Below are 20,921 nucleotides of genomic sequence, written 5' to 3'. Positions count from 1 at the left end.
GTGGCCCGTTCAGGCGGCGGCCGCTTCGGCCGCTTCGCTGCGCGCCTTGTAGAAGCGCAGGATGTGCTCGGAGAAGTCGCCCAGGAGGAACTGCGCCACGCGGTCGGCGTACCAGTTGAAGCGCGTGCTCACGCGCCAGGACACATCGATGCGAAGCTCCGTGCCGCCCTCGCGCGGCGTCAGCGTGTAGGCCGAGTCGCGCAGGTCGAAATAGTGGCCGCCGATCACCACGTGGTCGTCCAGCGCGCCGGCGGGAAAGGAATCGGGCGAGAAGCGGTAGCGCCACTTCACGCGCTGCAGCGGCTGCCACTCGGTGATGATTTCGTCGAAGTGCACATCCTTTTGCCACTGCACCTTGCGCACGCGGCCTTCGGGCGTGTCTTGGGTCACGCCCGCCACCGGCATCGGCACGCCGATGCGGTAGGCCCAGGCATCGCCGACTTCGCTCGGGCGGATGCCCTGCGCATTGTTGAGTTCATGCCACACGCGTTCGGCGGGCGCGGCAATGAAGAGGGTGCGCGAGGTGCCCGAGACCTGCTCGGGGTTGGGCCACTGTGCCTCGACGGCGCCGAAGACCAGCGGCAGCAAGGCGAAGCTGTAGAGCGCAGGCCGGGGCCAGTTCGTGATGCGGCAGACGATGCCCATCGCGAGGCCGCCGAGGCTGCCCATGAACGCGAAAAGCGGAATGATCACGACCGCACAGACGAGGCCTTCGATGAAGATGGCCAATGTGCCGGCCAGGAACAGGGCCGTGGAGATCCAGGGCATCCAGAGGTAGTAGCCCCAGCTGCGCCGTCCGATGCGCTCGGCCATGTAGACCGTGACCGCGCCGCACACGGCAGGCGCGAGGTAGATGAACGAGCCGAGCATCGCCGAGAAGCGCTGGCCCGGTCCACCGCTGAATGCGATGCGCAGCAGCAATGCCACCAGGGCACCGGCCAGCGCAGGCCAGAACCAGGCGAAGGGCATGTGGCGAATGGAGATGCCGCTCATCGCGGGCGCGGCGGCGGGCGCCGGCACGGCCGGGCCAGGCCGTTGGGTGTCATCGGGTTCGGTGCTCATCTCGATCTCTTCTCCTCGTCATGTGTTGGTTTTCAGTCGCTGCGCCGGGCGGTCACCATGCAGTAGTCGAAATCGCGCCAGAAAAGGCCCAGCACCAGCGCGCAGTAGCTGGCCACGATGTGCTTGCGGCGCCAGGGGCTGAGCCGGCCGCGCGCCTTCCAGAGTTCGGCCAGCGCGAAGCGCGTGGCCAGCACCGGGATGTGCAGCGCACTGGGCGCCACGCGCCAGCGCAGCGACCGCACCTCGATGTCGTCGAAGCCGTTGTCGCGCAACGCGGCGACGAAATCGTCCCGCACCGCCAGCGTGGGCACGGCCCAGCTGTCGGCCCACAGGCGGTGCAGCCAGCCGGCGCTGCGGCCGGGCTTCTCGCGCAGCAGGAAGCCGTCGATCACCGCGAGCCGTGCGCCGGGCTTCAGCAGGCGGGCCGCCTCGCACACGAAATCGGCCTTGGCCGTGCCGCTCGCGTAGCAGGCGCTTTCCACGGCCCAGGCGCCGTCGGCCTGTGCGGTGGGCAGGCCGGTGCGCGTGTAGTCGGCCTCGATGTGCGCCACGCGGTCGGCCACGCCGGCGCCGGCATCGAGCCGCAGCGCGATGCGGTTCTGCACCGCCACGTTGGTGACCGTGACGGCAAAGAGCGACGGGTCGTCGCCCACCAGCGTGCGCGCGGTGGCGCCGGCGCCGCAGCCAAGGTCGACCACGCAGCGGCGCTGCGTGCTTTTGTGCGCCGGCTGGGGCTGGTCGAGCTTGAGCGCGCGGCCGACGGCGCGGTTCATTTCCACCAGCATGCCTTCGCGCCGCAGTGGATTCAGCCCGAGCCGCCAGAAGCCGAAGTGCATGTTGTAGCTGGGACTCCATGCGCGGTAGTCGTCGGCCACCTCGGTGAAATAGTCCTGCGTGTCGGCCTTGGTGATGGAGGCCTCGGGTGCCGCGGATGCCGGAGGCGCGGTGCGCGCGGCGGCAGGACGGAAATCGGGCTGGAAGACCTTGGTCACGAGAGCTCCTTTTTTTTTCAGATCCGGCAATTGCCGCCGGCGCAGGTGCGGGATGAGCGCGGGGCCTTGCCCGCGAGCAGGGCCACCAGCCAGCGCGGCAGCCGGTAGCGGTTGCGCGCGAGCACCGCATAGGCGCGGTCGGCCAGCGGCGCGATGAGCGGCAGGTCGAGCAGCAGGCTGCCGCTTGGCAGCCCGACGGCATCGCGGCAGGCGCGGATGGCGGGAACGCCCACGAACAGCTGCCCTGCGGCGTCGACGGCGTGGATGGCGGTCATCAGCGCCTCGCGCGGGGCGGGGCCCGCGTCGAAGCCGGCGGGTGAGCAGTCGACGAGGTTCAGGCGGGCCGAGGCATCGCGCGCCTTCATTGCGTTCATTTCTGCCGTGCACAGGACGCAGGTGGCATCGAAGTAGACGGTCAGCGGGTAGGTGGCGATGGCGCGCATGAGTTTGTTTTCGTTGTTTCTGTCAAAACAGAAATGATGAGGCAAAAAAAGAGCGGCTCAGATCATCGGCAGGCTGGCATGGTGGGCATCGGGGTCGTCGCCATCCTTCTTGGGAGCCGCGGGCGTGGCCGCCGGCGCCGCATCGCCGCGAACGAATTTCTGCACGCTGGCCCCGAGCGTCAGCACCTTGTCGAGCGTGCCGGGCGAGAGCCGCAGCATCTCGTCGGCCCAGGTGGCGAGCTTGCTCATGAGGTCCATGGTGGAGCGGATGCGGTCCTGCGCATCGGCGGGCTCCTTCTGGAAGTCGGGGCTGGAGACGATCTCGCGCAGCACGCGGATGGTCGGGTCGAACTCGCGCTCCTTGCGCTCGCGCACCACGGTGCGGAACAGTTCCCAGACGTCGACGCTGGTTTCGAAATAGTCGCGCCGGTCGCCCAGGATGTGCGTCACGCGCACGAGGTTCCAGGCCTGCAGTTCCTTCAGGCTGTTGCTCACGTTGGAGCGGGCCACGCCCAGCGTGTCGGAGAGCTCTTCCGCATGCATGGGCTTGCCGTGTGCGAACAGCAGCGCATGGATCTGCGAGACCGTGCGGTTGACGCCCCACATGGAGCCCATTTCTCCCCAGTGGAGAACGAACTTGCGTTGGATGTCGGTGAGTTCCATGCCTCGGAGTCTAGGATTTTAGAAATTTCTGTCAAGAGAGAAACTAAAAATCAGCTTGCCTGCGGAAAAGCTTTGGAATACTGTGTAAACATACAGTACTCGAGAGAAAGGACCTGCCATGCCGGCCGCCCGGATTCCCATCCATGCCATCAAGGGCCGCGGCGCGGCCACGCACCTCGCGCACCGCTTTTCGCGCGACGAGCGCAATGCCTTCGACGACGGCTGGGGCACGCTCGAAGAAGGCGCGGCCGAAGCCGACGACCTGCCGCCGCTCGCCACCGAAGTGCGCTTCGAGGACGTGAAGTCGGTGCTCAACGAAAACGACTCGCCCGATATTTCCTTCGACCGTTCGCTCAACCCCTACCGCGGCTGCGAGCACGGCTGCATCTACTGCTTTGCGCGGCCCACGCACAGCTACCTCAACCTCTCGCCGGGGCTCGACTTCGAGACCAAACTCATCGCCAAGCGCAACATCGTCGAGGTGCTGCGTGCCGAACTCGGCCGCAGGAGCTACCGGCCCAGCCACATCGCGATCGGCACCGCCACCGATTGCTACCAGCCCATCGAACGCGAACTGCGGCTCACCCGTTCGGTGATCGAGCTGCTAAAGGAAACGCGGCATCCGTTTGCGCTGGTTACCAAGTCGAGCGCGGTGGAGCGCGACCTCGACCTGATCGCGCCCATGGCCGCCGAGCACCTGGCCGCGGTGTACATCACCGTGACCACGCTCGACGGCGAGCTGGCCCGCAAGCTGGAGCCGCGCGCCGCCGCGCCGCACCGGCGGCTGCGCACCATACGCACCCTGGCCGAGGCGGGCGTGCCGGTGGGTGTGAGCGTGGCGCCGCAGATTCCCTTCGTCAACGAAGACATGGAACAGGTGCTCGAAGCCGCCTGGGGCGCCGGTGCGCGCAACGCCTTCTACACGGTGATCCGGCTGCCCTGGGAGGTGGCGCCGCTCTTCAAGCAATGGCTCGAGCTGCACTACCCGCAGCGCGCGGACCGCATCATGGCGCGCATCCACGAGATGCGCGGCGGCAAGGACTACGACGCCGACTTCGCCACCCGCATGAAGGGCTCCGGGTTGTGGGCCGACCTGATCCGCCAGCGCTTCGAGAAGGCGGCGAACCGCATCGGCTTCAACCGCGAGCGCATTGCGCTCGACCTCGGCGCGTTCCGGCCGCCTGGCGCAGCGGGGCAGGGCAGCCTGTTCTAGGATGGGCCGCGGCGGTGGCGCCTGTCCCGACGGAAGGCGGATTCAAGTCCCGCCGATGCGCGGAGAAATACCCCCGCGGTTTCACCAGGAAGGGTATGTATGAACGGGCCGTCGCTGGTCGCGATGGGTGTTTCGGGCTGCAGCAAATCGAGCCTCGGCGCCGCGCTGCGCGACCGAGCCGCTGGGGGCACCGGTCGGGCAAGTGAAGGCCTGGTTGCCGGCGGTCTGATTTGCAAGGGGGTCAGCCGATGACTTCCGGCCAGTTGGTGTGGAAGAACTCGCCGGCCGGCTTGTCCACGCGCTCATAGGTGTGGGCCCCGAAGAAGTCCCGCTGCGCCTGCAGCAGGTTCGCGGGCAGCCGCTCGGTGCGGTAGCTGTCGTAGTAGGCGAGCGAGGCGCTGAACGCCGGCACCGGAATGCCGTTGCCCACCGCCAGCGCCACCACCTCGCGCCAGTTCTGCTGCGTGCGGTTGAGCAGGTCCTTGAAGAAGGGGTCGAGCATCAGGTTGCCCAGTGACGGGTCGGCGCGGTAGGCGTCGGTGATGCGGTTCAGGAAGCGCGCGCGGATGATGCAGCCGCCGCGCCAGATGGCCGCGATGCCGCCGAGGTCGAGCTTCCACGCCTTCTTCTCGCCCATGGTCTGGATCAGGTCGAAGCCCTGCGTGTAGCTGACCACCTTCGAGGCATAGAGCGCATCGTGCACCTTGGCCACCAGCGCCTTCTTGCCGAGCGAGAGTTCGGCCTTCGGCCCCTGCAGCAGCTTGCTGGCCGCCACGCGCGCTGTCTTCTGCGACGACAGCACGCGCGCCTCCACGGCGGCGTTGATGGTGCTGATGACCACCGCGTTCTCGGCCGCGTTGACCAGCGTCCACTGCCCCGTGCCCTTCTGGCCGGCCTTGTCGAGAATGAGTTCGACGATCGGCTGGCCGGTTTCCGGGTCCTTCTGCTCGAGCGCCTTGGCGGTGATCTGGATCAGGTAACTCTGCAGCTCGCCCTCGTTCCATTCGTTGAAGACCGCGGCCATCTCGTCGGTGCTGAAGCCGGCCGCCTTGAACAGGCTGTAGGCCTCGCAGATCAGCTGCATGTCGCCGTACTCGATGCCGTTGTGCACCATCTTCACGTAGTGGCCCGCGCCGCCGGGGCCGATGTGGATCACGCAGGGCTCGCCGTCGACCTTGGCCGCGATGCTCTCGAAGATCGGCTTCATCACTTCCCAGGTGGAAAGCGGTCCGCCCGGCATGATCGACGGACCCTTGCGCGCGCCTTCCTCGCCGCCCGAGACGCCGGCGCCGATGAAGCGCAGGCCCTTGGTGGCAAGGTACGCGTCGCGGCGCTCGGTGTCGGTGTAGAGGCTGTTGCCGCCGTCGATCACGATGTCGTCCTTGTCGAGCAGCGGGATCAGCTGCTCGATGACCTGGTCGACCGGCGCGCCGGCCTTCACCATGATCTGGATCTTGCGCGGCCGTGCCAGGCTCTGCACGAACTCTTCCAGCGTCTTCGCGCCGACCAGCTTCTTGCCGGGGTTGGCGGCCACGAAGGCCTCGGTGGTGGCTTCGGTGCGGTTGTACACGCTGACCTGGAAGCCGCGGCTTTCCACGTTCAGCACCAGGTTCTGGCCCATCACGGCCAGGCCGATCAATCCGAAATCGCTTTTGTTGTTGCTCATGGCCCTTCTTTCGTCTGCGGTGGATGTGACGGGCATTGTGCCGGGGGCGCCGGGGCGCTGCCGTGGGAGGGCGTCTATACCCGCTTGGCAAGCGCGCGCGGCTTGGGTATGTTGGCGCGATGAACGCAAATGCCTCGCCCGCGGTCCACACCTGGTCCACCGACGCCGTGCCCCCGGCGCAGCGGCTGGACTACTGGATCGACGCGGTGTGCGAAGGCTTTCTCGAAATGGACGTGACCAGTGCCCTGGCCGGCAGCTTCGGCGCCACGCTCGAATCCGCACCGCTGGGTGCCATCGGCGTGAACCGGGTCCGCGGCAGCGCGCAGGACGTGTACCGCAGGCGCCGGGCCATTGCCCAGAGCCGCAGCAACTACTATTACCTGCTGTGCAAGACCGATTCGCCCTGGGTCGCCGTGCAGGACGGCCGCTCGGCGCGCATGCTGCCGGGCGACCTGGTGCTGGTCGATTCGCGGCGCTGCTATGAACTTCGCCTGCTCCAGTCCGCCGATACGCTGTCGCTCGAACTGCCGACCGCGTGGGTCGAGTCGTGGCTCCCCGATGCCGGCGGCCAGGTGGCGCGGCGCATCGACGGGCAGTCCGGCTGGGGCCGTGTGCTGAGCGGCTTTGCCCAGCAGCTTTCTCCGCAGGGCGCTTTGAAGCCGCCGCTGCCCGCGGCCTTGCTGACCGATCACCTTGGCGGGTTGCTCGCACTTGCCGCCGGCGCGGCATGCGAAGCGGGCGGGCCGGCCGCGCCCAGCGAAAGCGCCCGTGCCGCGCTGCGCCGCCGCGTGCTCGACGCCACGCGCGAACGCCATGCCGAGCCGGGCCTGACGGCTGCCGGCGTGGCACGCGGACTGGGCATCTCGGAGCGCAGCCTGCACCGCTGCCTGTGCGAAGGGTCGACCACCTTCGCCGCCGCGCTGACCGGCTTTCGCATGCAGGTGGCGCGGCGCATGCTTGGCGATGCGCGCTTCGATCGCCTGAGCATTGCGGAAATCGGCTTGCGCGTCGGGCTCGCCGATGCGTCCCACTTCGTTCGCCAATTCAGCCGGCATCTCGGCATGACGCCGGGTGCCTGGCGGCGCCAGCGCTGAGGCAAAAACAAGGCAGCGCAGGCGCAAATCGGCCATGGGCCTGGCAGCGAGCGGCCATTCGCGCCGCCCCGTGTTTCCTAAAGTCGTCCCAATTCAACGACGACGATAAAGAAGGAGACACCCATGTCCGACACCTATGTCCTGATCCACGGCGCCTGGCACACCGGCGCCGAGATGGAGGCCGTGGCCGCCGGCCTGCGCGAGCCCGGCCACCACGTGCATTGCCCCACGCTCGCGGGCAACCGCCCCGGCGACGACCGCTCGCGCACCAGCCTCGTCGATGCGATCGACTCGGCCGTTCGCTTCATCGAGGAGCACGACCTGGTGAACGTTCGCCTGGTGGGCCACAGCTACGGCGGCATGGTGATCTCGGGCGTGGCGGACCGCATCGCGCAGCGGCTGCGGCGCCTGGTCTACGTCAACGCCTTCGTGCCGCTCGATGGCGAATCGCTCAACGACATGGTGCCCCCGCACTACGTCGCGATGTTCGACGCCGTGGCCGCGGCCAATGGCAATGCGGTGAGCCTGCCGTTCGAGATCTGGCGCGAAGCCTTCATCAACGACGCAGACCTGCCGCTCGCGCAGGCCAGCTACGAGCGGCTGAACCCGCATCCCTACCGCACCTTCACCGACAAGATCCGGCTGCGCGAGCCGCTGGCGGCGCTGCAGATCGGCAAGTCGTACCTCAACTGCCTGCAGGACACGGCCATGCCGCACGGCTTGCCGTGGCATCCGCGCCTGTCGGAGCGGCTCGGGTTGTTCAGGCTGGTGGAGTGCCCCGGCAGCCACGAGATGTTCTTCTCGAACCCGAAGCGCCTGGCGCAGGCGATCCTGGAGGCGGGGCGGGACTAGGGCTTGCCGAACAGCGCATCGAACACGCGGATCGATGCATAGGCGTCGTTGGCCGCGTAGCGCATCTGCGCTTCGGTCAGCTGCCTGTTGGCCCAGTTAGAGGTGGTCGCCTTGCGCGACTTGACGAAGCGCTGGTTGAAGACCAGCGCCACGGCCGCCTTCACGCCGACCGACTTGCGGTAGCCGCGGTGGCGGAACTCGCTGTCGATGTCGAACACCGCCTTCGGCTCGATGTTGAGGCGGTTGCGTATCAGCGTGAGATCGGTCGAAAGGCCGAAGCCGACCTTGCGCAGTTCGGTGGAAGCAATCAGCGTTGCGACCACCGGATTGCATTCGGTGCGGTGCAGTTGGAACAGCCAGGCCGTTTCGCGCGTGGCGAACTGCACCACGTGCGGGCCGCCCGAGACCTCGTTCTTCGCAAAGGTGGGCTTGGATTCGGTGTCGAAGCCGGCCACGCCGGCGGCCAGCAATTCGGCGGCGGCATGTTCGGCGTCCTGCAGCGTGGAGACGACCACGATGTCTTTCAGGCCCAGGCCCTCGAAGGGTTCGAGCAGCGCGATCTGCTCGCGTTCGGGGAGGGGCGGCAATGCGGGAGGGTTGTCGCTCACGAGGAGGCTGCTTTCTTTTTCTTCTTCACCGGGGCTTTCCTGGCGGTTTTCTTCTTCGGCGGCTGGCCCGAACGCAGGGCTGCCTCGTAGGCGCGGCGGCCCCAGAGCGCGGCTTCCTCGCGGTCTTCGAAAAGATCGGCCGGCGCGAGCCGGTATGACATCGGCATGGCCTTGCCTTCGCGCACATAGGTGAAGGGCGGCAGGTCCAGCTTGTCGAAATGCTCGGCGCTGCCGGCATCGGACTTGAGGTAGAGCGTGTCCTTGGCAACAAGCGCGATCATGCGGCCCTCGTGCCACACGCCGTGGCCGCCGAACATGCGGCGCGTTTCGATGCGGCCGAGGCGCTCGAAGACTTCGTGCAGGCTCTGTACGAATTCGCTCATCGGGCAGGCTTTGTGCGGCTCATGCGGTGATCTCGATGCGGTTGCCGTCGGGGTCGAGCACCACGCTCTCGTAGTAGCCGTCGCCGGTGCGGCGCGGGCCGTCGAGCAGCGGGTAGCCGTCCGACTTGAGCCGCTGCGTCAGTTCATCGACGGCAGCCTCCGAACCCACGCTGATGGCCAAGTGCGTCCAGCCCATGCGCTGGGCGCCGGGTTCGGCGGGCACCGGCGAGAGCGTGCGGGTGGTCATGGCCTCGATGCGCGCACCGTCGCCCAGGCTCAGGAAGCAAGAGGCAAAGCCCTTGGCCGGATTGGCATAGCCCGCCCCGGCCGTGGCGCCGAAGTAGTCGACGTAGAAGCGCTTGCAGCGTTCGAGATCGGTGGTCCAGAGGGCGATGTGATCGATGCGCATGGAGAAAGGGCAGGGAAAGAAGGCGCTCAGCCGGTGCGACGCGGCTGCCGCGGCGGGCTCGCCGGATACCAATGGTAGGCGACCCGTTCGCGTCCGCTGGCCGGGTGCCGGTCGACCGCGCCGCGCACCAGGCCGTAGCGTTCGTAGAAGCGCTGCGCCGCAGTGTTGCTGGTGGCCACGTGAAGCTTCCAGCCGAGCGGCATGCGCACGCTGGCTTCGTCGAGCAGCGCCTGCCCGAGGCCCTGGTTGCGAAGATGAGGTTCGACGAACAGCTGCGCCACGTATTCGCGCCGCACCAGCAGCACCATGAAGGCGAGCACCTGGCCTTCGCGCTCGGCCAGCACCACGTCGGCGGGCGGTACGAATTCGGTTTGCACGCGCCGCAGCCAATGCGTGATCGGCTCGATGACGGCGGCATTCCGGTTGGCCGCGATCCAGGCGCGGCGCCAGATGCCGGCCAGTGCCAGGCTCTCTTCGGCGGCGCCGTCGCGGGACCGCAACTGGAAGGCGGGAATCTGTGCTGCGGACATGCGCCCCATGATAAGCCGGCCGTGGGCCGCGGTCGATCAGCCGCGCAGCGTCTGCGCGTGGTGCGCGATGTGGTCCGCCATGAAGGTCTGGATGAAGTAGTAGCCGTGGTCGTAGCCCGCATGGCGGCGCAGCGTGAGCGGCTGGCCGGCGGCAAAGCAGGCGGCCTCGAAGGCTTCGGGGTTGAGCTGCTCGGCCAGGAATTTGTCAGCCAGTCCCTGGTCGACCAATATGCCTTGCGGATAGGGCGCGGCGGTCTGCGACTTCATGAGCGCGCTGGCGTCGTGCGCGAGCCATTGCGCGCGGTCGCCGCCGGGCTCGCCCAGGTAGCCGCCGAACGCCTTCTGGCCCCATGGGCATTGCGTGGGCGCGCAGATGGGCGCAAAGGCCGACAGCGACTTGAAGCGTCCCGGGTGCCGCAGCGCCAGCGTGAGCGCACCGTGGCCGCCCATCGAATGGCCGAAGATGCCCAGGTGCTGGTCGTCGATGGCAAAGTGCCTCCCCACCAACGGCAGCAACTCGTGCACGATCCAGCTTTCCATGCGCCAGTGGGTGGACCAGGGCGATTCGGTGGCATCGAGGTAGAAGCCTGCGCCAACGCCGAAGTCCCAGTGGGCGGTGGCACCGGGCAGGTTTTCGGCGATGCTGCCGCGCGGGCTGGTGTCGGGCGCGATCAGCGCCAGGCCCAGGCTGGCGGCCATGCGCTGCGCGCCGGCCTTCACTGCAAAGGTTTCCTCGTTGCAGGTCAGCCCCGCAAGGTAAAGAAGGGCCGGCACGCGCTCCTGCGCAGCCTGCGGCGGCAGGTAGACCGAAAAGCGCATCGGCAGGCCGATCTCGTGCGAGGCATGCTCGTGGAAGCTCTGCACGCCGCCGAAGGCATGGTGCTCGGAAAGGGTCTTGAGGGAGTCGGTCATCAGAGGGTGTTGTGGTGCCGCAAGGCGGGCACGAGTTCGAGCACGGCGTCGGCAAAGATGCGCGGCGCCTCCTGCGGCAGGTTGTGGCCTGCGCCGGGCACCAGGCGGTGCGAACGCGGGCCGCTGAAGCGCTGCGCGTGGGCCGAGGCATCGGCGGGCGGCCGCACGCCGTCGTCGATGCCGTCGAAGGTGATGGTGGGCACGGTGATCGCGGGCTGCGCGGCCAGGCGGCGTTCGATGTCCGCATAGGCCGGGTCGCCCGCCACCAGGCCGAAGCGGTGCCGGTACGAGTGGATCACCACCTCGACGAAATCAGGATGGTCGAAGGCCGCGGCGCTGCGCTCGAAGGTGGCGTCGTCGAACTTCCAGGTCGGCGACCAGAGCCGCCACAGCAGCCGCGTGAGTGCCCTGCGGTCCTTCGCGAGGCCGGCGCGGCCGCGCTCGCTGTGGAAGTAGTACTGGTACCAGAGGCTGTGCTCGTTCTCGGGCGTGTCCGGCTCCATCGCCTTGGCGATGTTCTGGATGTTGTAGCTGTTGAGCGAGACCAGGCCCGCGCAGCGCCCGGGCCACAGCGCCGCCACCACGCAGGCGGCGCGGCCGCCCCAGTCGTAGCCGGCGAGCACCGCGCGGTCGATCTCCAGCGCGTCGAGCAGCGCGAGCAAATCGGCGCCGAAGGCCGCCTGTTCGCCCGAGCGCGGCGTGGCATCGCGCAGGAAGCGCGTGGCACCGTAGCCGCGCATGTACGGGACGATCACGCGGCAGCCTTGCCCGGCGAGCATCGGCGCGACTTCCGCATAGGTGTGGATGTCGTACGGAAAGCCGTGCATCAGCAGCACGGGCGCGCCGTCCGAGGGCCCCGTTTCGTAGTAGGCGATCTCGAGGACGCCCGCTTCGATCTTGCGCAGGGGCTCCATGCGGTTCATGGCGGGCGCTCTCCTCGAAGGCTAGTAAAGCACCACGCCGCGGATCGATTCGCCGCGCTTCATCAGCTCGAAGCCCTTGTTGATGTCTTCCAGCGGCATGGTGTGGGTGATCAGGTCGTCGATGTTGATCTTGCCTTCCATGTACCAGTCGACGATCTTGGGCACGTCGGTGCGCCCGCGCGCGCCGCCGAAGGCCGAGCCTTCCCACTTGCGGCCCGTGACCAGCTGGAACGGCCGCGTGCTGATCTCCGCGCCGGCCTCGGCCACGCCGATGATGATGCTGCGGCCCCAGCCCTTGTGCGTGCATTCGAGCGCCTGGCGCATCACCTTGGTGTTGCCGATGCACTCGAAGCTGTAGTCGGCGCCGCCGTCGGTCAGCTGCACGATCGCATCGACGATGTTCTCGTGCTCCTTCGGGTTGAGGAAGTGCGTCATGCCGAACTTGCGCGCCATCGCCTCGCGCTCGGGGTTCAGGTCGACGCCGATGATCTTGTCGGCGCCCACCATCTTGGCGCCCTGGATCACGTTCAGGCCGATGCCGCCGAGGCCGAACACCACCACGTTGGCGCCGGCTTCCACCTTGGCCGTGAAGATCACCGCGCCGATGCCGGTGGTCACGCCGCAGCCGATGTAGCAGACCTTGTCGAAGGGCGCGTCCTCGCGGATCTTGGCCAGCGAGATCTCGGGGGCGACCGTATAGTTGCTGAAGGTGCTCGTGCCCATGTAGTGGAAGATGGGCTTGCCGCCCATGCTGAAGCGGCTGGTGGCATCGGGCATCAGGCCCTTGCCCTGCGTGCCGCGGATCAGCTGGCACAGGTTGGTCTTGCGCGACAGGCAGAACTTGCACTGGCGGCATTCGGGCGTGTAGAGCGGAATGACGTGGTCGCCCTTCTTCAGCGTGGTGACGCCGGGGCCCACGTCGACCACGATGCCCGCGCCCTCATGGCCGAGGATGGCCGGGAAGATGCCTTCGGGGTCGGCACCCGAGAGCGTGTAGTAGTCGGTGTGGCAGATGCCGGTGGCCTTGATCTCGACCAGCACCTCGCCGAATTTCGGCCCTTCGAGGTCGACGGTTTCGATGGTGAGCGGGGCTCCGGATTTCCAGGCGACGGCAGCTTTGGTTTTCATGGCGCTTCAGGGCAAAGGGAGGAAGGATAGCGAGGCCGGCGTTCAGGCCGCCCCGGCGGCAAAGATACCCGACATTCCGATGAAGCCGGGCAGGTGGCGAAAGTTCCAGATCCAGTGTCGCAGGGCGGGGTATTCGTCCAGCGAAATGCCACCTTCGCCGGCGAGGGCGGCATAGGGAAAGCAGGCCAGGTCGGCCACGGTCGCATGCGGGCCGGCCAGCCACTGGCGGCCCTCGCTGGCGCGCTCGGCCAAATGGTCGTCCAGCAGGCGGAAGGCCGCATGCGCGCCGCGCCGGCAGGCCTCGATGTCGATGTTCTCGTAGCCGAAGGCGTCGTGCAGCCGCGCGGCCGAGGCGGTGCGGGTGAGCTCGTCGGCCATGGCAAACCACATCGCGGCCTGGCCGCGCAACTGCGGATCGGCGGGGTACCAGCGGCCTTCGGCGTCGTGCTTGCTCGCGAGATAGACGAGGATGGCCTGCGCGTCGCGCAGCAAGAAGCCGTCGTCGTCGATCACCGGAAGCTGGCTCAGCGGATTGACCTCTGCCAGGAACGCGGCCGACCGGTGCTCGCGGCCCGGATGAAAGTCGACCGGCACGCGCTGGTAGTCGATGCCGAGCCAGGCAAGCATCTGCCGCACCTTGAAGCAGTTGCCCGACAGGGCGTAGTCGTAGAGCCGGATCATGCCGCCTGCCTCACGCCAAAGCGCATGCCGCGCTCGCGCAGCCAGCGCCGGTAGGTGACGGAGGAGGTGTCGCCCCGGGTCGGCGTTTCGGCGCGGCCTTCGAGCGGCATGCGCTTGAAGGCGTGGTTCTCCAGGATCGGCTTGTCCTGCCCGAAGATCGTCTGCTGGAACGCGATGAGCTCGGCATCGGTGGAGCTGTCGTCGTAGCAGGCCAAGAGCGTATGGGCGATCACGTGCTCGTCGTCCAGCGGCTGCAGGAACAGGCCGATGGCATCGAGCTCGCCGGCGCGCGAGCTCGACTTGTAGAGCATGGCCGAGAGCGGCTGCATCACCCGGTACTTGTAGAGCACTTCGCTGCCGCTGCCGTGGGCGGCCGAGGCGCGGGGCTGCCAGAAGCGGCAGTCGGTGGCCCAGATCTCGTGCGTGGCGGGATCGACCTGCACCTGGTACTTGGCCACTTCGGTGTGCGGCACCTGGCCCAGGAAGCCGGCATGCACGAAGGGGAAGTGCGCCATGTCGAGGAAGTTCTCGATCACGCGCAAGCCCGACACCGCCACGCCGATGGCGCCGCAGTCGATGATGCGGCGCCCGGCTTCGCCGTATTCGGGAAAGTCGAACAGCGGCCGTGCGGGCCTGCCGCTCGGGCAGACCCAAAGATGGCCGTGGCGCTCCTGGACCGAGAGCGCGCGTGTGCCGAGCCGGCATCGCGGCATGCCGGCGTCATCGGTCCACAGCTGCAGCGTTTCGCCGAGCAGGCGAACTGCGCGGGGCCGCGCTTCGGAGCTGCCGGCGAGCGCGGCCGCAGGGCCTGCGACCAGCCAGTCGTCGAGCATGTTGGGGTCATCGGTGATGAAGGGCATGGGGTTCTTCCGGTCAGGCTTGCGGCTGCTGTTGTTCTTCGATTTCGCCGCGCAGGGCGCGCGCGGCGGCGTGCAGCTTCTTCATGGCGCCGCTGCCGGGCGCGGCGGGCGTCCAGAGGTGAATGAAGGCGAGCTGCGGCTGTGCATCGAGCACCAGCGCGGCGGCATCGACCTTGCCGAGCGCGCCGCGCAAAGCAGGCGGCGCCTCCGACCCGAACCCGCGCGCCGCGAGCGCATCGCGCACGCGGGCCGCGCCGGCGCGCACGCTGAGCGTGCGGCAGAAGAACCAGCCGGCCGGCACGGCATCGCCCGGCGGCGGAGAAGGCGGCGCCTCGGCCGCGAGGCTCACCCACAGCATGCCGGCCGCCTCGGCCGCATGGAACACCTTCGCGCACACATTGCGTGGCGCCGGCATGCCGGGATGGGCGGGAATGCTCGCGCACTGGCCGTTTCCGGCGTCGTACTGCCAGCCGTGGTACGCGCAGGCGAGGCGGTCCTGCACCACCTGCCCCAGCGTGAAGCGCACGCTGCGGTGCGGGCAGCGGTTTTCCCAGGCCTGCGCGGCGCCGCTGGCCGCACGCCAGAGGGCCAGTTCCTGGCCTTCGGCAAAGCCCGCGACGATGTTGGCGCCGGGGCGCAGTTCGGCCGAGCGGGCCACGGGATGCCAGGTTGGAATGCTGTCTGTGCTCATGATGCGCGCCACCTTAGCGCAACCATAATGGCGGCATCCCAGGAAGCCATTCACCATGAAGAAAATACTCGTCCTCAACGGCCCCAATCTCAACCTGCTCGGCACCCGCGAGCCCGAGCAATACGGACGCGACACGCTGGCCGACGTCGAGCGCCTGTGCCAGGAGGCCGGCGCGAAGCACGGCGTGGAGATCGAATGCCGCCAGTCGAACCACGAGGGCGTGCTGATCGACTGGATCCACGAGGCCGGCCGCGAAGTGGCCGCCGGCAACATGCTCGGCGTGGTGATGAACCCGGGCGCCTACACCCACACCTCGATCGCGCTGCACGACGCCATCAAGGGCGCGAGCGTGCCGCTCATCGAACTGCACATCTCGAACGTGCACGCGCGCGAGGAATTCCGCCACCGCTCGTACATCTCGCCCGCGGCGCGCGGCATCATCGTGGGTCTTGGCGTGAAGGGCTACCTGCTGGCCATTGCGGCCCTGGTGCCCTGACGAGCCCGCTGCGGCGCCGGCCGCTCAGTCGGTTTGCCGTGGGGCCGCGGCCTTCCAGCTGCGGGTGATGTGGCCCTGGGCATCGACGCTCTCCAGGTGCACGTCGAAGCCCCAGAGCCGCGCGACGTGCTTGAGCACCTCTTCGGCATCGTCGTGCAGCGGCAGGTTGTTGCGCTGCGTGTGGCGCAGCGTCAGCGCGCGGTCGCCGCGCATGTTGACGTTCCACACCTGGATGTCGGGCTCCCTGCTGCCGATGTCGTACTGGCGTGACAGCGATTCGCGCAGCGCGTGGTAGCCGCTGTCGTCGTGGATGGCGGACACCTCCAGCTCGGGTTCGCTCTGGTGGTCGCGGATCGCGAACAGCCTGAAATCGCGCATGGTCTTGGGACTCAGGAACTGGCCGACGAAGCTCTCGTCCTTGAAGTTGCGCATCGCGTAGTCGAGCGTCTTGACCCAGTCGGTGCCCGCGAAGTCGGGGAACCAGCGGCGGTCTTCCTCGGTGGGCTTCTCGCAGATGCGCCGCAGCTCGGTGAACATCGAGAAACCCAGTGCATAGGGGTTGATGCCGCTGTAGGCGCGATGCCCGACGGGCGGCTGGAAGATCACGCCGGTGTGCGAGCTGAGCCATTCCATCATGAAGCCGTCGGCGAGCTGGCCGCGGTCGTACATGGTGTTCAGCAGGGTGTAGTGCCAGAACGTGGCCCAGCCCTCGTTCATGACCTGGGTCTGGCGCTGCGGATAGAAATACTGCGCGATCTTGCGCACGATGCGCACCACCTCGCGCTGCCAGGGCTCGAGCAGCGCAGCGTTCTTCTCGATGAAATAGAGCAGGTTCTCCTGCGGCTCCGAGGGGAAGCGGCGGGACGAGTCGGATTCGGTGGTGTGTTCGCTCTTGCGCGGCAGCGTGCGCCAGAGGTCGTTGACCTGCTGCTGCATGTAGCGCTCGCGTTCGGCACGCTGCGTGCCTTCCTGCGCCAGCGAGCGCTTCTGCGGGCGGCGGTAGCGGTCGACGCCGTAGTTCATCAGCGCGTGGCAGGAGTCGAGCAGCTGCTCCACCGCATCGAGGCCGTGCCGTTCCTCGCATTCGGCGATGTAGTGCCGCGCATAGACGAGGTAGTCGATGATCGAGGACGCATCGGTCCACATTCGGAACAGGTAGTTGCCCTTGAAGAAGCTGTTGTGGCCATAGGCCGCATGCGCGATCACCAGGGCCTGCATGGCCATGGTGTTTTCTTCCATCAGGTAGGCAATGCAGGGGTCCGAGTTGATGACGATCTCGTAGGCCAGCCCCATGTGGCCGCGGCGATAGTTCTTCTCGGTGGCGATGAACTGCTTGCCGTACGACCAGTGGCGATAGATCATGGGCATGCCGACGCTGGCATAGGCATCCATCATCTGCTCGGCGGTGATCACCTCGAGCTGGTTGGGATACACGTCCAGGCCGAAGCTCCTGGCCGTCTTCGCGATCTCGGTGTGGTAGGTCTCGATGAGATCGAAGGTCCAGTCCGACGGACTGGGCAGGCGTTCCAGGCGTTCGGTGCCGCGCGCGAGGGGAGGGTGGTCGGAGGTCATGCGGGCACTCCCTCCTTCTTGAAGAGGTCGCGGAAGACGGGGTAGATGTCCCGCGCGTCCGAGACCTTGCGCATCGCAAAATTGGGCTCGATGCCTTCGAGCTGCGCGTATTCCTGCCACAGGTTCTGCTCGGTCTCGGCCACCTGCACATAGGCGTAGTAGCGCACCACCGGCAGGATGTGGTCGACCAGCAGCTCGCGGCAGCGCCCGCTGTCCTGGTGCCAGTTGTCGCCGTCGCTCGCCTGCGCGCCGTAGACGTTCCACTCGCCGCTTGGATAGCGCGCCTTGATGATCTCGTCCATCAGCACCAGCGCGCTCGACACCACGGTGCCGCCGGTTTCGGTGGCATGGAAGAACTCTTCCTCGGTGACTTCCTGCGCCTGCGTGTGGTGGCGCAGGAACACGAGGTCGATGGTTTCGTAGTGCCGCGTGAGGAACATGTACAGCAGCATGAAGAAGCGCTTGGCCATGTCCTTGCGCGCCTCGTCCATCGATCCCGACACGTCCATGAGGCAGAACATCACGGCCTTGGCGCTGGGCACGGGGGTCTTCACGCGGTTGCGGTAGCGCAGGTCGATCGGATCGATGTAGGGCACGTGGCGCGAGGTGCGGCGCAGCTCGGCGATCCGCTCCTCGGTCTCGAGGATTTCCTTCTGGATCAGGGGCTGCTCGGCCTGCGGATGCTGCCGCAGGTGCAGCAGGTGCGTCTCCAGGCGGCGCAGCTCCTTGCGCGGCTCGCCGCCCAGCGCGATGCGCCGCGCGAGGGCGCCGCGCATCGAGCGCACCACGTGCAGGTTGTTGGGCGAGCCATCGCTCGTGAAGCCGGCCCGGTGGCTCTTCCATTCGGGCACCTCGGCGATCTGGGTGCGGATGAGGTGCGGCAGCGCCAGGTCGTCGAAGAACACGCGCATGAACTCCTCGCGCGTGAGGCGGAAGACGAAGTCGTCCTCGCCTTCGCCGCTGTCTGCGGCCTCGCCGCTTCCCGAGCCGCCGCCGGCCTGCCCCTCCGGACGCGCAATGCGGTCGCCCTTCAGGTATTCCTGGTTGCCCGGGTGCACGTACTCGCGGTCGCCGCCGCGGGCATGGCCGAAGACGGGCTCGGACACGTCGTGGCGCGGCAGGGTGACATCTTCGCCTTGCTCCAGTTCGCGGATGTTGCGCCCGCTGACCGCGCGCCGCACAGCCTCCTGGATCTGCCCTCGGTAGCGCCTGAGGAAGCGCTCGCGGTTGCCAATGGACTTGTTCTTGCCCGAAAGCCGGCGGTCGATGATCTGCTGCAGGATGGCCACGATGTTGTCAAAGCTCCTTGCAAAAAGGGGGCGGAGCCTGTTGTGGGGCTCCGCCGCTGTGAACTGCCGCTATGAACTCTTGCGCACGCGCAGGTACCACTCGCAGAGCAGGCGAACCTGCTTGGCCGTATAGCCTTTCTCGACCATGCGGGTCACGAAGTCCTCGTGCTTCTTCTGCTCGTCGGCGCTGCTCTTGGTGTTGAAGCTGATCACCGGCAGGAGTTCCTCGGTGTTGGAGAACATCTTCTTCTCGATGACTGCGCGCAGCTTCTCGTAGCTGGTCCAGGCCGGGTTGCGGCCGGCGTTGCCGGCGCGCGCGCGCAGCACGAAGTTGACGATCTCGTTGCGGAAGTCCTTCGGGTTGCCGATGCCTGCGGGCCGCTCGATCTTCTCGAGCTCGGCGTTGAGCGAGGCGCGGTCGAACACTTCGCCGGTGTCCACGTCGCGGAACTCCTGGTCCTGGATCCAGTAGTCGGCATAGGTGACGTAGCGGTCGAAGATGTTCTGGCCGTACTCGCTGTAGCTCTCCAGGTAGGCGGTCTGGATTTCCTTGCCGATGAATTCCGCGTAGCGCGGCGCCAGCAGCTCCTTGATGTAGCTGATGTACTTCTGCTCGGTTTCCGGCGGAAACTGCTCGCGCTCGATCTGCTGCTCGAGCACGTACATCAGGTGCACCGGGTTGGCGGCCACCTCGGAGCTGTCGAAGTTGAACACCTTCGAGATGATCTTGAACGCGAAGCGGGTCGAGACGCCGCTCATGCCTTCGTCGACGCCGGCGTAGTCGCGGTATTCCTGGATCGACTTGGCCTTGGGGTCGGTGTCCTTGAGGTTCTCGCCGTCGTAGACCTGCATCTTGCTGTAGATGCTGGAGTTCTCGGGCTCCTTCAGCCGCGTGAGCACCGAGAGCTGCGCCATCATGCGCAGCGTGCCCGGGGCGCAGGGCGCCTTGGCGAGCGACGAGTTGCGCACCAGCTTCTCGTAGATCTTGATTTCTTCGGAGGCGCGCAGGCAGTAGGGCACCTTGACGATGTAGATGCGGTCGAGGAAAGCCTCGTTGTTCTTGTTGTTGCGGAAGGCCTTCCATTCGCTCTCGTTGCTGTGCGCCAGCACGATGCCGTCGAACGGAATGGCGCCGAAGCCCTCGGTCCCCTTGAAGTTGCTTTCCTGCGTGGCCGTGAGCAGCGGGTGCAGCACCTTGATGGGCGCCTTGAACATTTCCACGAACTCCAGCAGGCCCTGGTTGGCCAGGCACAGGCCGCCCGAATAGGCGTAGGCGTCGGGGTCGTCCTGGGCGTAGGTCTCGAGCTTGCGGATGTCGATCTTGCCGACCAGCGAGGAGATGTCCTGGTTGTTCTCGTCGCCCGGCTCGGTCTTGGCCACGGCGATCTGGCGCAGTACCGACGGGTAGCGCTTGACCACCTTGAACTGGCGGATGTCGCCGCCGTACTCCTCGAGCCGCTTCACGGCCCAGGGCGAGAGGATGCGGTTCAGGTAGCGGCGCGGGATGCCGTATTCCTTTTCGAGGATCTCGCCATCTTCGGCGGCGTCGAACAGGCCGAGCGGCGTCTCGTTGACCGGCGAACCCTGGATGGCATAGAAGGGCACGTGCTCCATGAGCTGCTTCAGGCGCTCGGCGATCGAGCTCTTGCCGCCACCGACCGGGCCGAGCAGATAGAGGATCTGCTTCTTTTCCTCCAGGCCCTGCGCGGCATGCCTGAAGTACGACACCACCTGCTCGATGGCGTCCTCCATGCCGTAGAACTCCTTGAACGCCGGGTAGATCTTGATGACCTTGTTCGCGAAGATCCGCGAAAGCCGGGAATCGTTGCGCGTGTCGACCAGCTCGGGTTCGCCGATGGCCTTGAGCATCCGCTCGGACGCAGTGGCATACGCGGTGGGGTCGCGTTTGCAGATATCCAGGAAGTCCTGCAGCGAGAGGACTTCCTCGCGGGTGCGCTCGTAACGGGCGGCAAAGTTGCTGATCACATCCATGGTCACGCCTCCATCAGGTCTGCGGGTTTATTGGACCCGAAGCCAGCAGCCGCAACGCGTAGCAACTTTTTAAAGGTGTACCGCCCATGGCTGCAAGCCATCGAAACTCCCTTAATCTCCATCTGCACAAACAGCATAAAGCAAAGAGTGCACCCGGAAAATTCTTTGTTAAATCAGAACCACAGTGCCGAGTAAAGTTCCTGAGAAAAACCCGCAGCATTTGGCAATTCCAGCTAAATTTCAGGGTTCGGGCTATCGATCTCAGCGCCACCCTGCCGCCCAGTGAAAATACCTATGGCGATCGGCATATGCAGTCATTGCATCTTTTCCGGCGAAAGCACCTCCTAATGAGCCCCCGGCGGCTCAAAGCAGTTACACACCAATAACGCGCCGGGTCGTGTTTAGGTTTATTGCTCAATCGAAAAATATATAAAAGCAATCTGCGCGCCATCTTTTGATGGG

Annotated in this window: 22 protein-coding genes; 4 read left to right on the top strand and 18 right to left on the bottom strand. The window is 66.8% G+C overall.

Annotated elements, in window-relative coordinates; genetic code table 11:
• Nucleotides 1-9: 9 nt before the first annotated feature.
• From AC1DMS_RS09805 to AC1DMS_RS09790, 4 genes are read right to left on the bottom strand one after another with little or no spacing between them, the layout of a single operon-like run.
• Nucleotides 10-1,062: an SRPBCC domain-containing protein gene (locus AC1DMS_RS09805; RefSeq protein WP_478180942.1), complete on the bottom strand. Its 1,053-nt coding sequence runs from the start codon at nucleotides 1,060-1,062 to the stop codon at nucleotides 10-12.
• Nucleotides 1,063-1,094: 32 nt separating this feature from the next.
• Nucleotides 1,095-2,054 (bottom strand): SAM-dependent methyltransferase, encoded by a 960-nt coding sequence (locus tag AC1DMS_RS09800; RefSeq protein ID WP_478180941.1) that lies wholly within the window; start codon nucleotides 2,052-2,054, stop codon nucleotides 1,095-1,097.
• Between the two features lie 17 nt (nucleotides 2,055-2,071).
• Nucleotides 2,072-2,497, bottom strand: coding sequence for a thiol-disulfide oxidoreductase DCC family protein (locus AC1DMS_RS09795; RefSeq protein WP_478180940.1), 426 nt, complete (start codon nucleotides 2,495-2,497; stop codon nucleotides 2,072-2,074).
• Nucleotides 2,498-2,554: 57 nt separating this feature from the next.
• Nucleotides 2,555-3,160, bottom strand: a complete 606-nt coding sequence (locus tag AC1DMS_RS09790) for a GbsR/MarR family transcriptional regulator (protein ID WP_012746834.1) — start codon at nucleotides 3,158-3,160, stop codon at nucleotides 2,555-2,557.
• 118 nt (nucleotides 3,161-3,278) lie between these two features.
• Here AC1DMS_RS09790 and AC1DMS_RS09785 point away from each other — a divergent pair, with 118 nt between their 5' ends.
• Nucleotides 3,279-4,373: a PA0069 family radical SAM protein gene (locus tag AC1DMS_RS09785; protein ID WP_478180939.1), complete on the top strand. Its 1,095-nt coding sequence runs from the start codon at nucleotides 3,279-3,281 to the stop codon at nucleotides 4,371-4,373.
• Nucleotides 4,374-4,614: 241 nt separating this feature from the next.
• Here AC1DMS_RS09785 and gnd read toward each other — a convergent pair whose 3' ends face one another.
• A complete protein-coding gene (gene gnd / locus AC1DMS_RS09780; RefSeq protein WP_478180938.1) occupies nucleotides 4,615-6,039 on the bottom strand; it encodes a decarboxylating NADP(+)-dependent phosphogluconate dehydrogenase in 1,425 nt (474 codons plus the stop codon).
• Nucleotides 6,040-6,158: 119 nt separating this feature from the next.
• Here gnd and AC1DMS_RS09775 point away from each other — a divergent pair, with 119 nt between their 5' ends.
• The gene (locus AC1DMS_RS09775; protein ID WP_478180937.1) at nucleotides 6,159-7,133 is read left to right on the top strand and encodes an AraC-like ligand-binding domain-containing protein; all 975 of its coding nucleotides are present in this window, start codon (nucleotides 6,159-6,161) and stop codon (nucleotides 7,131-7,133) included.
• Between the two features lie 123 nt (nucleotides 7,134-7,256).
• Entirely contained in the window at nucleotides 7,257-7,985 is a 729-nt protein-coding gene (locus AC1DMS_RS09770; protein WP_478180936.1) for an alpha/beta fold hydrolase, read from the top strand.
• On the opposite strand, the gene AC1DMS_RS09765 is transcribed toward AC1DMS_RS09770, so the two are convergent.
• Genes AC1DMS_RS09765 through AC1DMS_RS09720 form a run of 10 tightly spaced genes read right to left on the bottom strand, consistent with a single transcriptional unit; the run spans nucleotide 7,982 to nucleotide 15,110 of the window.
• Nucleotides 7,982-8,593 (bottom strand): 3'-5' exonuclease, encoded by a 612-nt coding sequence (locus AC1DMS_RS09765; protein ID WP_278879184.1) that lies wholly within the window; start codon nucleotides 8,591-8,593, stop codon nucleotides 7,982-7,984. The genes AC1DMS_RS09770 and AC1DMS_RS09765 overlap by 4 nt on opposite strands.
• A complete protein-coding gene (locus AC1DMS_RS09760; RefSeq protein ID WP_012746840.1) occupies nucleotides 8,590-8,976 on the bottom strand; it encodes a TfoX/Sxy family protein in 387 nt (128 codons plus the stop codon). Before AC1DMS_RS09760 ends, AC1DMS_RS09765 begins: the two co-directional genes overlap by 4 nt.
• A gap of 19 nt (nucleotides 8,977-8,995) precedes the next feature.
• Nucleotides 8,996-9,385, bottom strand: coding sequence for a VOC family protein (locus AC1DMS_RS09755; RefSeq protein ID WP_025569733.1), 390 nt, complete (start codon nucleotides 9,383-9,385; stop codon nucleotides 8,996-8,998).
• 26 nt (nucleotides 9,386-9,411) lie between these two features.
• Nucleotides 9,412-9,915, bottom strand: a complete 504-nt coding sequence (locus AC1DMS_RS09750; RefSeq protein ID WP_223262442.1) for a GNAT family N-acetyltransferase — start codon at nucleotides 9,913-9,915, stop codon at nucleotides 9,412-9,414.
• Nucleotides 9,916-9,951: 36 nt separating this feature from the next.
• Entirely contained in the window at nucleotides 9,952-10,827 is an 876-nt protein-coding gene (fghA, locus tag AC1DMS_RS09745; protein ID WP_436035445.1) for an S-formylglutathione hydrolase, read from the bottom strand.
• Complete coding sequence (locus AC1DMS_RS09740; RefSeq protein ID WP_478180935.1) at nucleotides 10,827-11,750, bottom strand: alpha/beta fold hydrolase; 924 nt, start codon at nucleotides 11,748-11,750, stop codon at nucleotides 10,827-10,829. The genes fghA and AC1DMS_RS09740 overlap by 1 nt, the downstream gene beginning before the upstream one ends.
• A gap of 21 nt (nucleotides 11,751-11,771) precedes the next feature.
• The gene (locus tag AC1DMS_RS09735; protein ID WP_478180934.1) at nucleotides 11,772-12,878 is read right to left on the bottom strand and encodes an S-(hydroxymethyl)glutathione dehydrogenase/class III alcohol dehydrogenase; all 1,107 of its coding nucleotides are present in this window, start codon (nucleotides 12,876-12,878) and stop codon (nucleotides 11,772-11,774) included.
• A 42-nt stretch (nucleotides 12,879-12,920) separates the two neighbouring features.
• A complete protein-coding gene (locus tag AC1DMS_RS09730; protein WP_478180933.1) occupies nucleotides 12,921-13,559 on the bottom strand; it encodes a glutathione S-transferase family protein in 639 nt (212 codons plus the stop codon).
• Complete coding sequence (locus AC1DMS_RS09725; protein ID WP_478180932.1) at nucleotides 13,556-14,419, bottom strand: aromatic ring-hydroxylating dioxygenase subunit alpha; 864 nt, start codon at nucleotides 14,417-14,419, stop codon at nucleotides 13,556-13,558. Before AC1DMS_RS09725 ends, AC1DMS_RS09730 begins: the two co-directional genes overlap by 4 nt.
• A gap of 13 nt (nucleotides 14,420-14,432) precedes the next feature.
• Nucleotides 14,433-15,110 (bottom strand): Rieske 2Fe-2S domain-containing protein, encoded by a 678-nt coding sequence (locus tag AC1DMS_RS09720; protein ID WP_478180931.1) that lies wholly within the window; start codon nucleotides 15,108-15,110, stop codon nucleotides 14,433-14,435.
• A 55-nt stretch (nucleotides 15,111-15,165) separates the two neighbouring features.
• Between AC1DMS_RS09720 and aroQ the strand changes: the two genes are divergently transcribed.
• Nucleotides 15,166-15,606: a type II 3-dehydroquinate dehydratase gene (gene aroQ / locus AC1DMS_RS09715; protein WP_278879173.1), complete on the top strand. Its 441-nt coding sequence runs from the start codon at nucleotides 15,166-15,168 to the stop codon at nucleotides 15,604-15,606.
• 24 nt (nucleotides 15,607-15,630) lie between these two features.
• On the opposite strand, the gene AC1DMS_RS09710 is transcribed toward aroQ, so the two are convergent.
• From AC1DMS_RS09710 to AC1DMS_RS09700, 3 genes are all read right to left on the bottom strand, one after another.
• Nucleotides 15,631-17,178, bottom strand: a complete 1,548-nt coding sequence (locus AC1DMS_RS09710; RefSeq protein WP_436035453.1) for a SpoVR family protein — start codon at nucleotides 17,176-17,178, stop codon at nucleotides 15,631-15,633.
• Nucleotides 17,175-18,467: a YeaH/YhbH family protein gene (locus AC1DMS_RS09705; RefSeq protein WP_478180930.1), complete on the bottom strand. Its 1,293-nt coding sequence runs from the start codon at nucleotides 18,465-18,467 to the stop codon at nucleotides 17,175-17,177. The genes AC1DMS_RS09710 and AC1DMS_RS09705 overlap by 4 nt, the downstream gene beginning before the upstream one ends.
• Nucleotides 18,468-18,536: 69 nt before the next feature.
• On the bottom strand, nucleotides 18,537-20,459 hold the full coding sequence (locus tag AC1DMS_RS09700) for a PrkA family serine protein kinase (protein ID WP_012746852.1): 1,923 nt from the start codon (nucleotides 20,457-20,459) through the stop codon (nucleotides 18,537-18,539).
• Nucleotides 20,460-20,921: the final 462 nt, after the last annotated feature.

The sequence above is a fragment of the Variovorax sp. 05T418 genome (genome assembly GCF_056396385.1).
The sequence above is the reverse complement of the archived record's forward strand: the minus strand, read 5'-3'. Positions and strand labels throughout refer to the sequence as shown.

What these genes read in the sequence shown, in the direction of transcription:
- AC1DMS_RS09805 (WP_478180942.1), bottom strand. Translation starts at nt 1,062, where the DNA reads ATGAGCACCGAACCCGATGACACCCAACGGCCTGGCCCGGCCGTGCCG.
- AC1DMS_RS09700 (WP_012746852.1), bottom strand. Translation starts at nt 20,459, where the DNA reads ATGGATGTGATCAGCAACTTTGCCGCCCGTTACGAGCGCACCCGCGAG.
- AC1DMS_RS09770 (WP_478180936.1), top strand. Translation starts at nt 7,257, where the DNA reads ATGTCCGACACCTATGTCCTGATCCACGGCGCCTGGCACACCGGCGCC.
- AC1DMS_RS09785 (WP_478180939.1), top strand. Translation starts at nt 3,279, where the DNA reads ATGCCGGCCGCCCGGATTCCCATCCATGCCATCAAGGGCCGCGGCGCG.
- AC1DMS_RS09725 (WP_478180932.1), bottom strand. Translation starts at nt 14,419, where the DNA reads ATGCCCTTCATCACCGATGACCCCAACATGCTCGACGACTGGCTGGTC.
- AC1DMS_RS09775 (WP_478180937.1), top strand. Translation starts at nt 6,159, where the DNA reads ATGAACGCAAATGCCTCGCCCGCGGTCCACACCTGGTCCACCGACGCC.
- aroQ (WP_278879173.1), top strand. Translation starts at nt 15,166, where the DNA reads ATGAAGAAAATACTCGTCCTCAACGGCCCCAATCTCAACCTGCTCGGC.
- AC1DMS_RS09710 (WP_436035453.1), bottom strand. Translation starts at nt 17,178, where the DNA reads ATGACCTCCGACCACCCTCCCCTCGCGCGCGGCACCGAACGCCTGGAA.
- gnd (WP_478180938.1), bottom strand. Translation starts at nt 6,039, where the DNA reads ATGAGCAACAACAAAAGCGATTTCGGATTGATCGGCCTGGCCGTGATG.
- AC1DMS_RS09735 (WP_478180934.1), bottom strand. Translation starts at nt 12,878, where the DNA reads ATGAAAACCAAAGCTGCCGTCGCCTGGAAATCCGGAGCCCCGCTCACC.
- AC1DMS_RS09730 (WP_478180933.1), bottom strand. Translation starts at nt 13,559, where the DNA reads ATGATCCGGCTCTACGACTACGCCCTGTCGGGCAACTGCTTCAAGGTG.
- AC1DMS_RS09750 (WP_223262442.1), bottom strand. Translation starts at nt 9,915, where the DNA reads ATGTCCGCAGCACAGATTCCCGCCTTCCAGTTGCGGTCCCGCGACGGC.
- AC1DMS_RS09755 (WP_025569733.1), bottom strand. Translation starts at nt 9,385, where the DNA reads ATGCGCATCGATCACATCGCCCTCTGGACCACCGATCTCGAACGCTGC.
- AC1DMS_RS09720 (WP_478180931.1), bottom strand. Translation starts at nt 15,110, where the DNA reads ATGAGCACAGACAGCATTCCAACCTGGCATCCCGTGGCCCGCTCGGCC.
- AC1DMS_RS09760 (WP_012746840.1), bottom strand. Translation starts at nt 8,976, where the DNA reads ATGAGCGAATTCGTACAGAGCCTGCACGAAGTCTTCGAGCGCCTCGGC.
- AC1DMS_RS09740 (WP_478180935.1), bottom strand. Translation starts at nt 11,750, where the DNA reads ATGAACCGCATGGAGCCCCTGCGCAAGATCGAAGCGGGCGTCCTCGAG.
- AC1DMS_RS09795 (WP_478180940.1), bottom strand. Translation starts at nt 2,497, where the DNA reads ATGCGCGCCATCGCCACCTACCCGCTGACCGTCTACTTCGATGCCACC.
- fghA (WP_436035445.1), bottom strand. Translation starts at nt 10,827, where the DNA reads ATGACCGACTCCCTCAAGACCCTTTCCGAGCACCATGCCTTCGGCGGC.
- AC1DMS_RS09790 (WP_012746834.1), bottom strand. Translation starts at nt 3,160, where the DNA reads ATGGAACTCACCGACATCCAACGCAAGTTCGTTCTCCACTGGGGAGAA.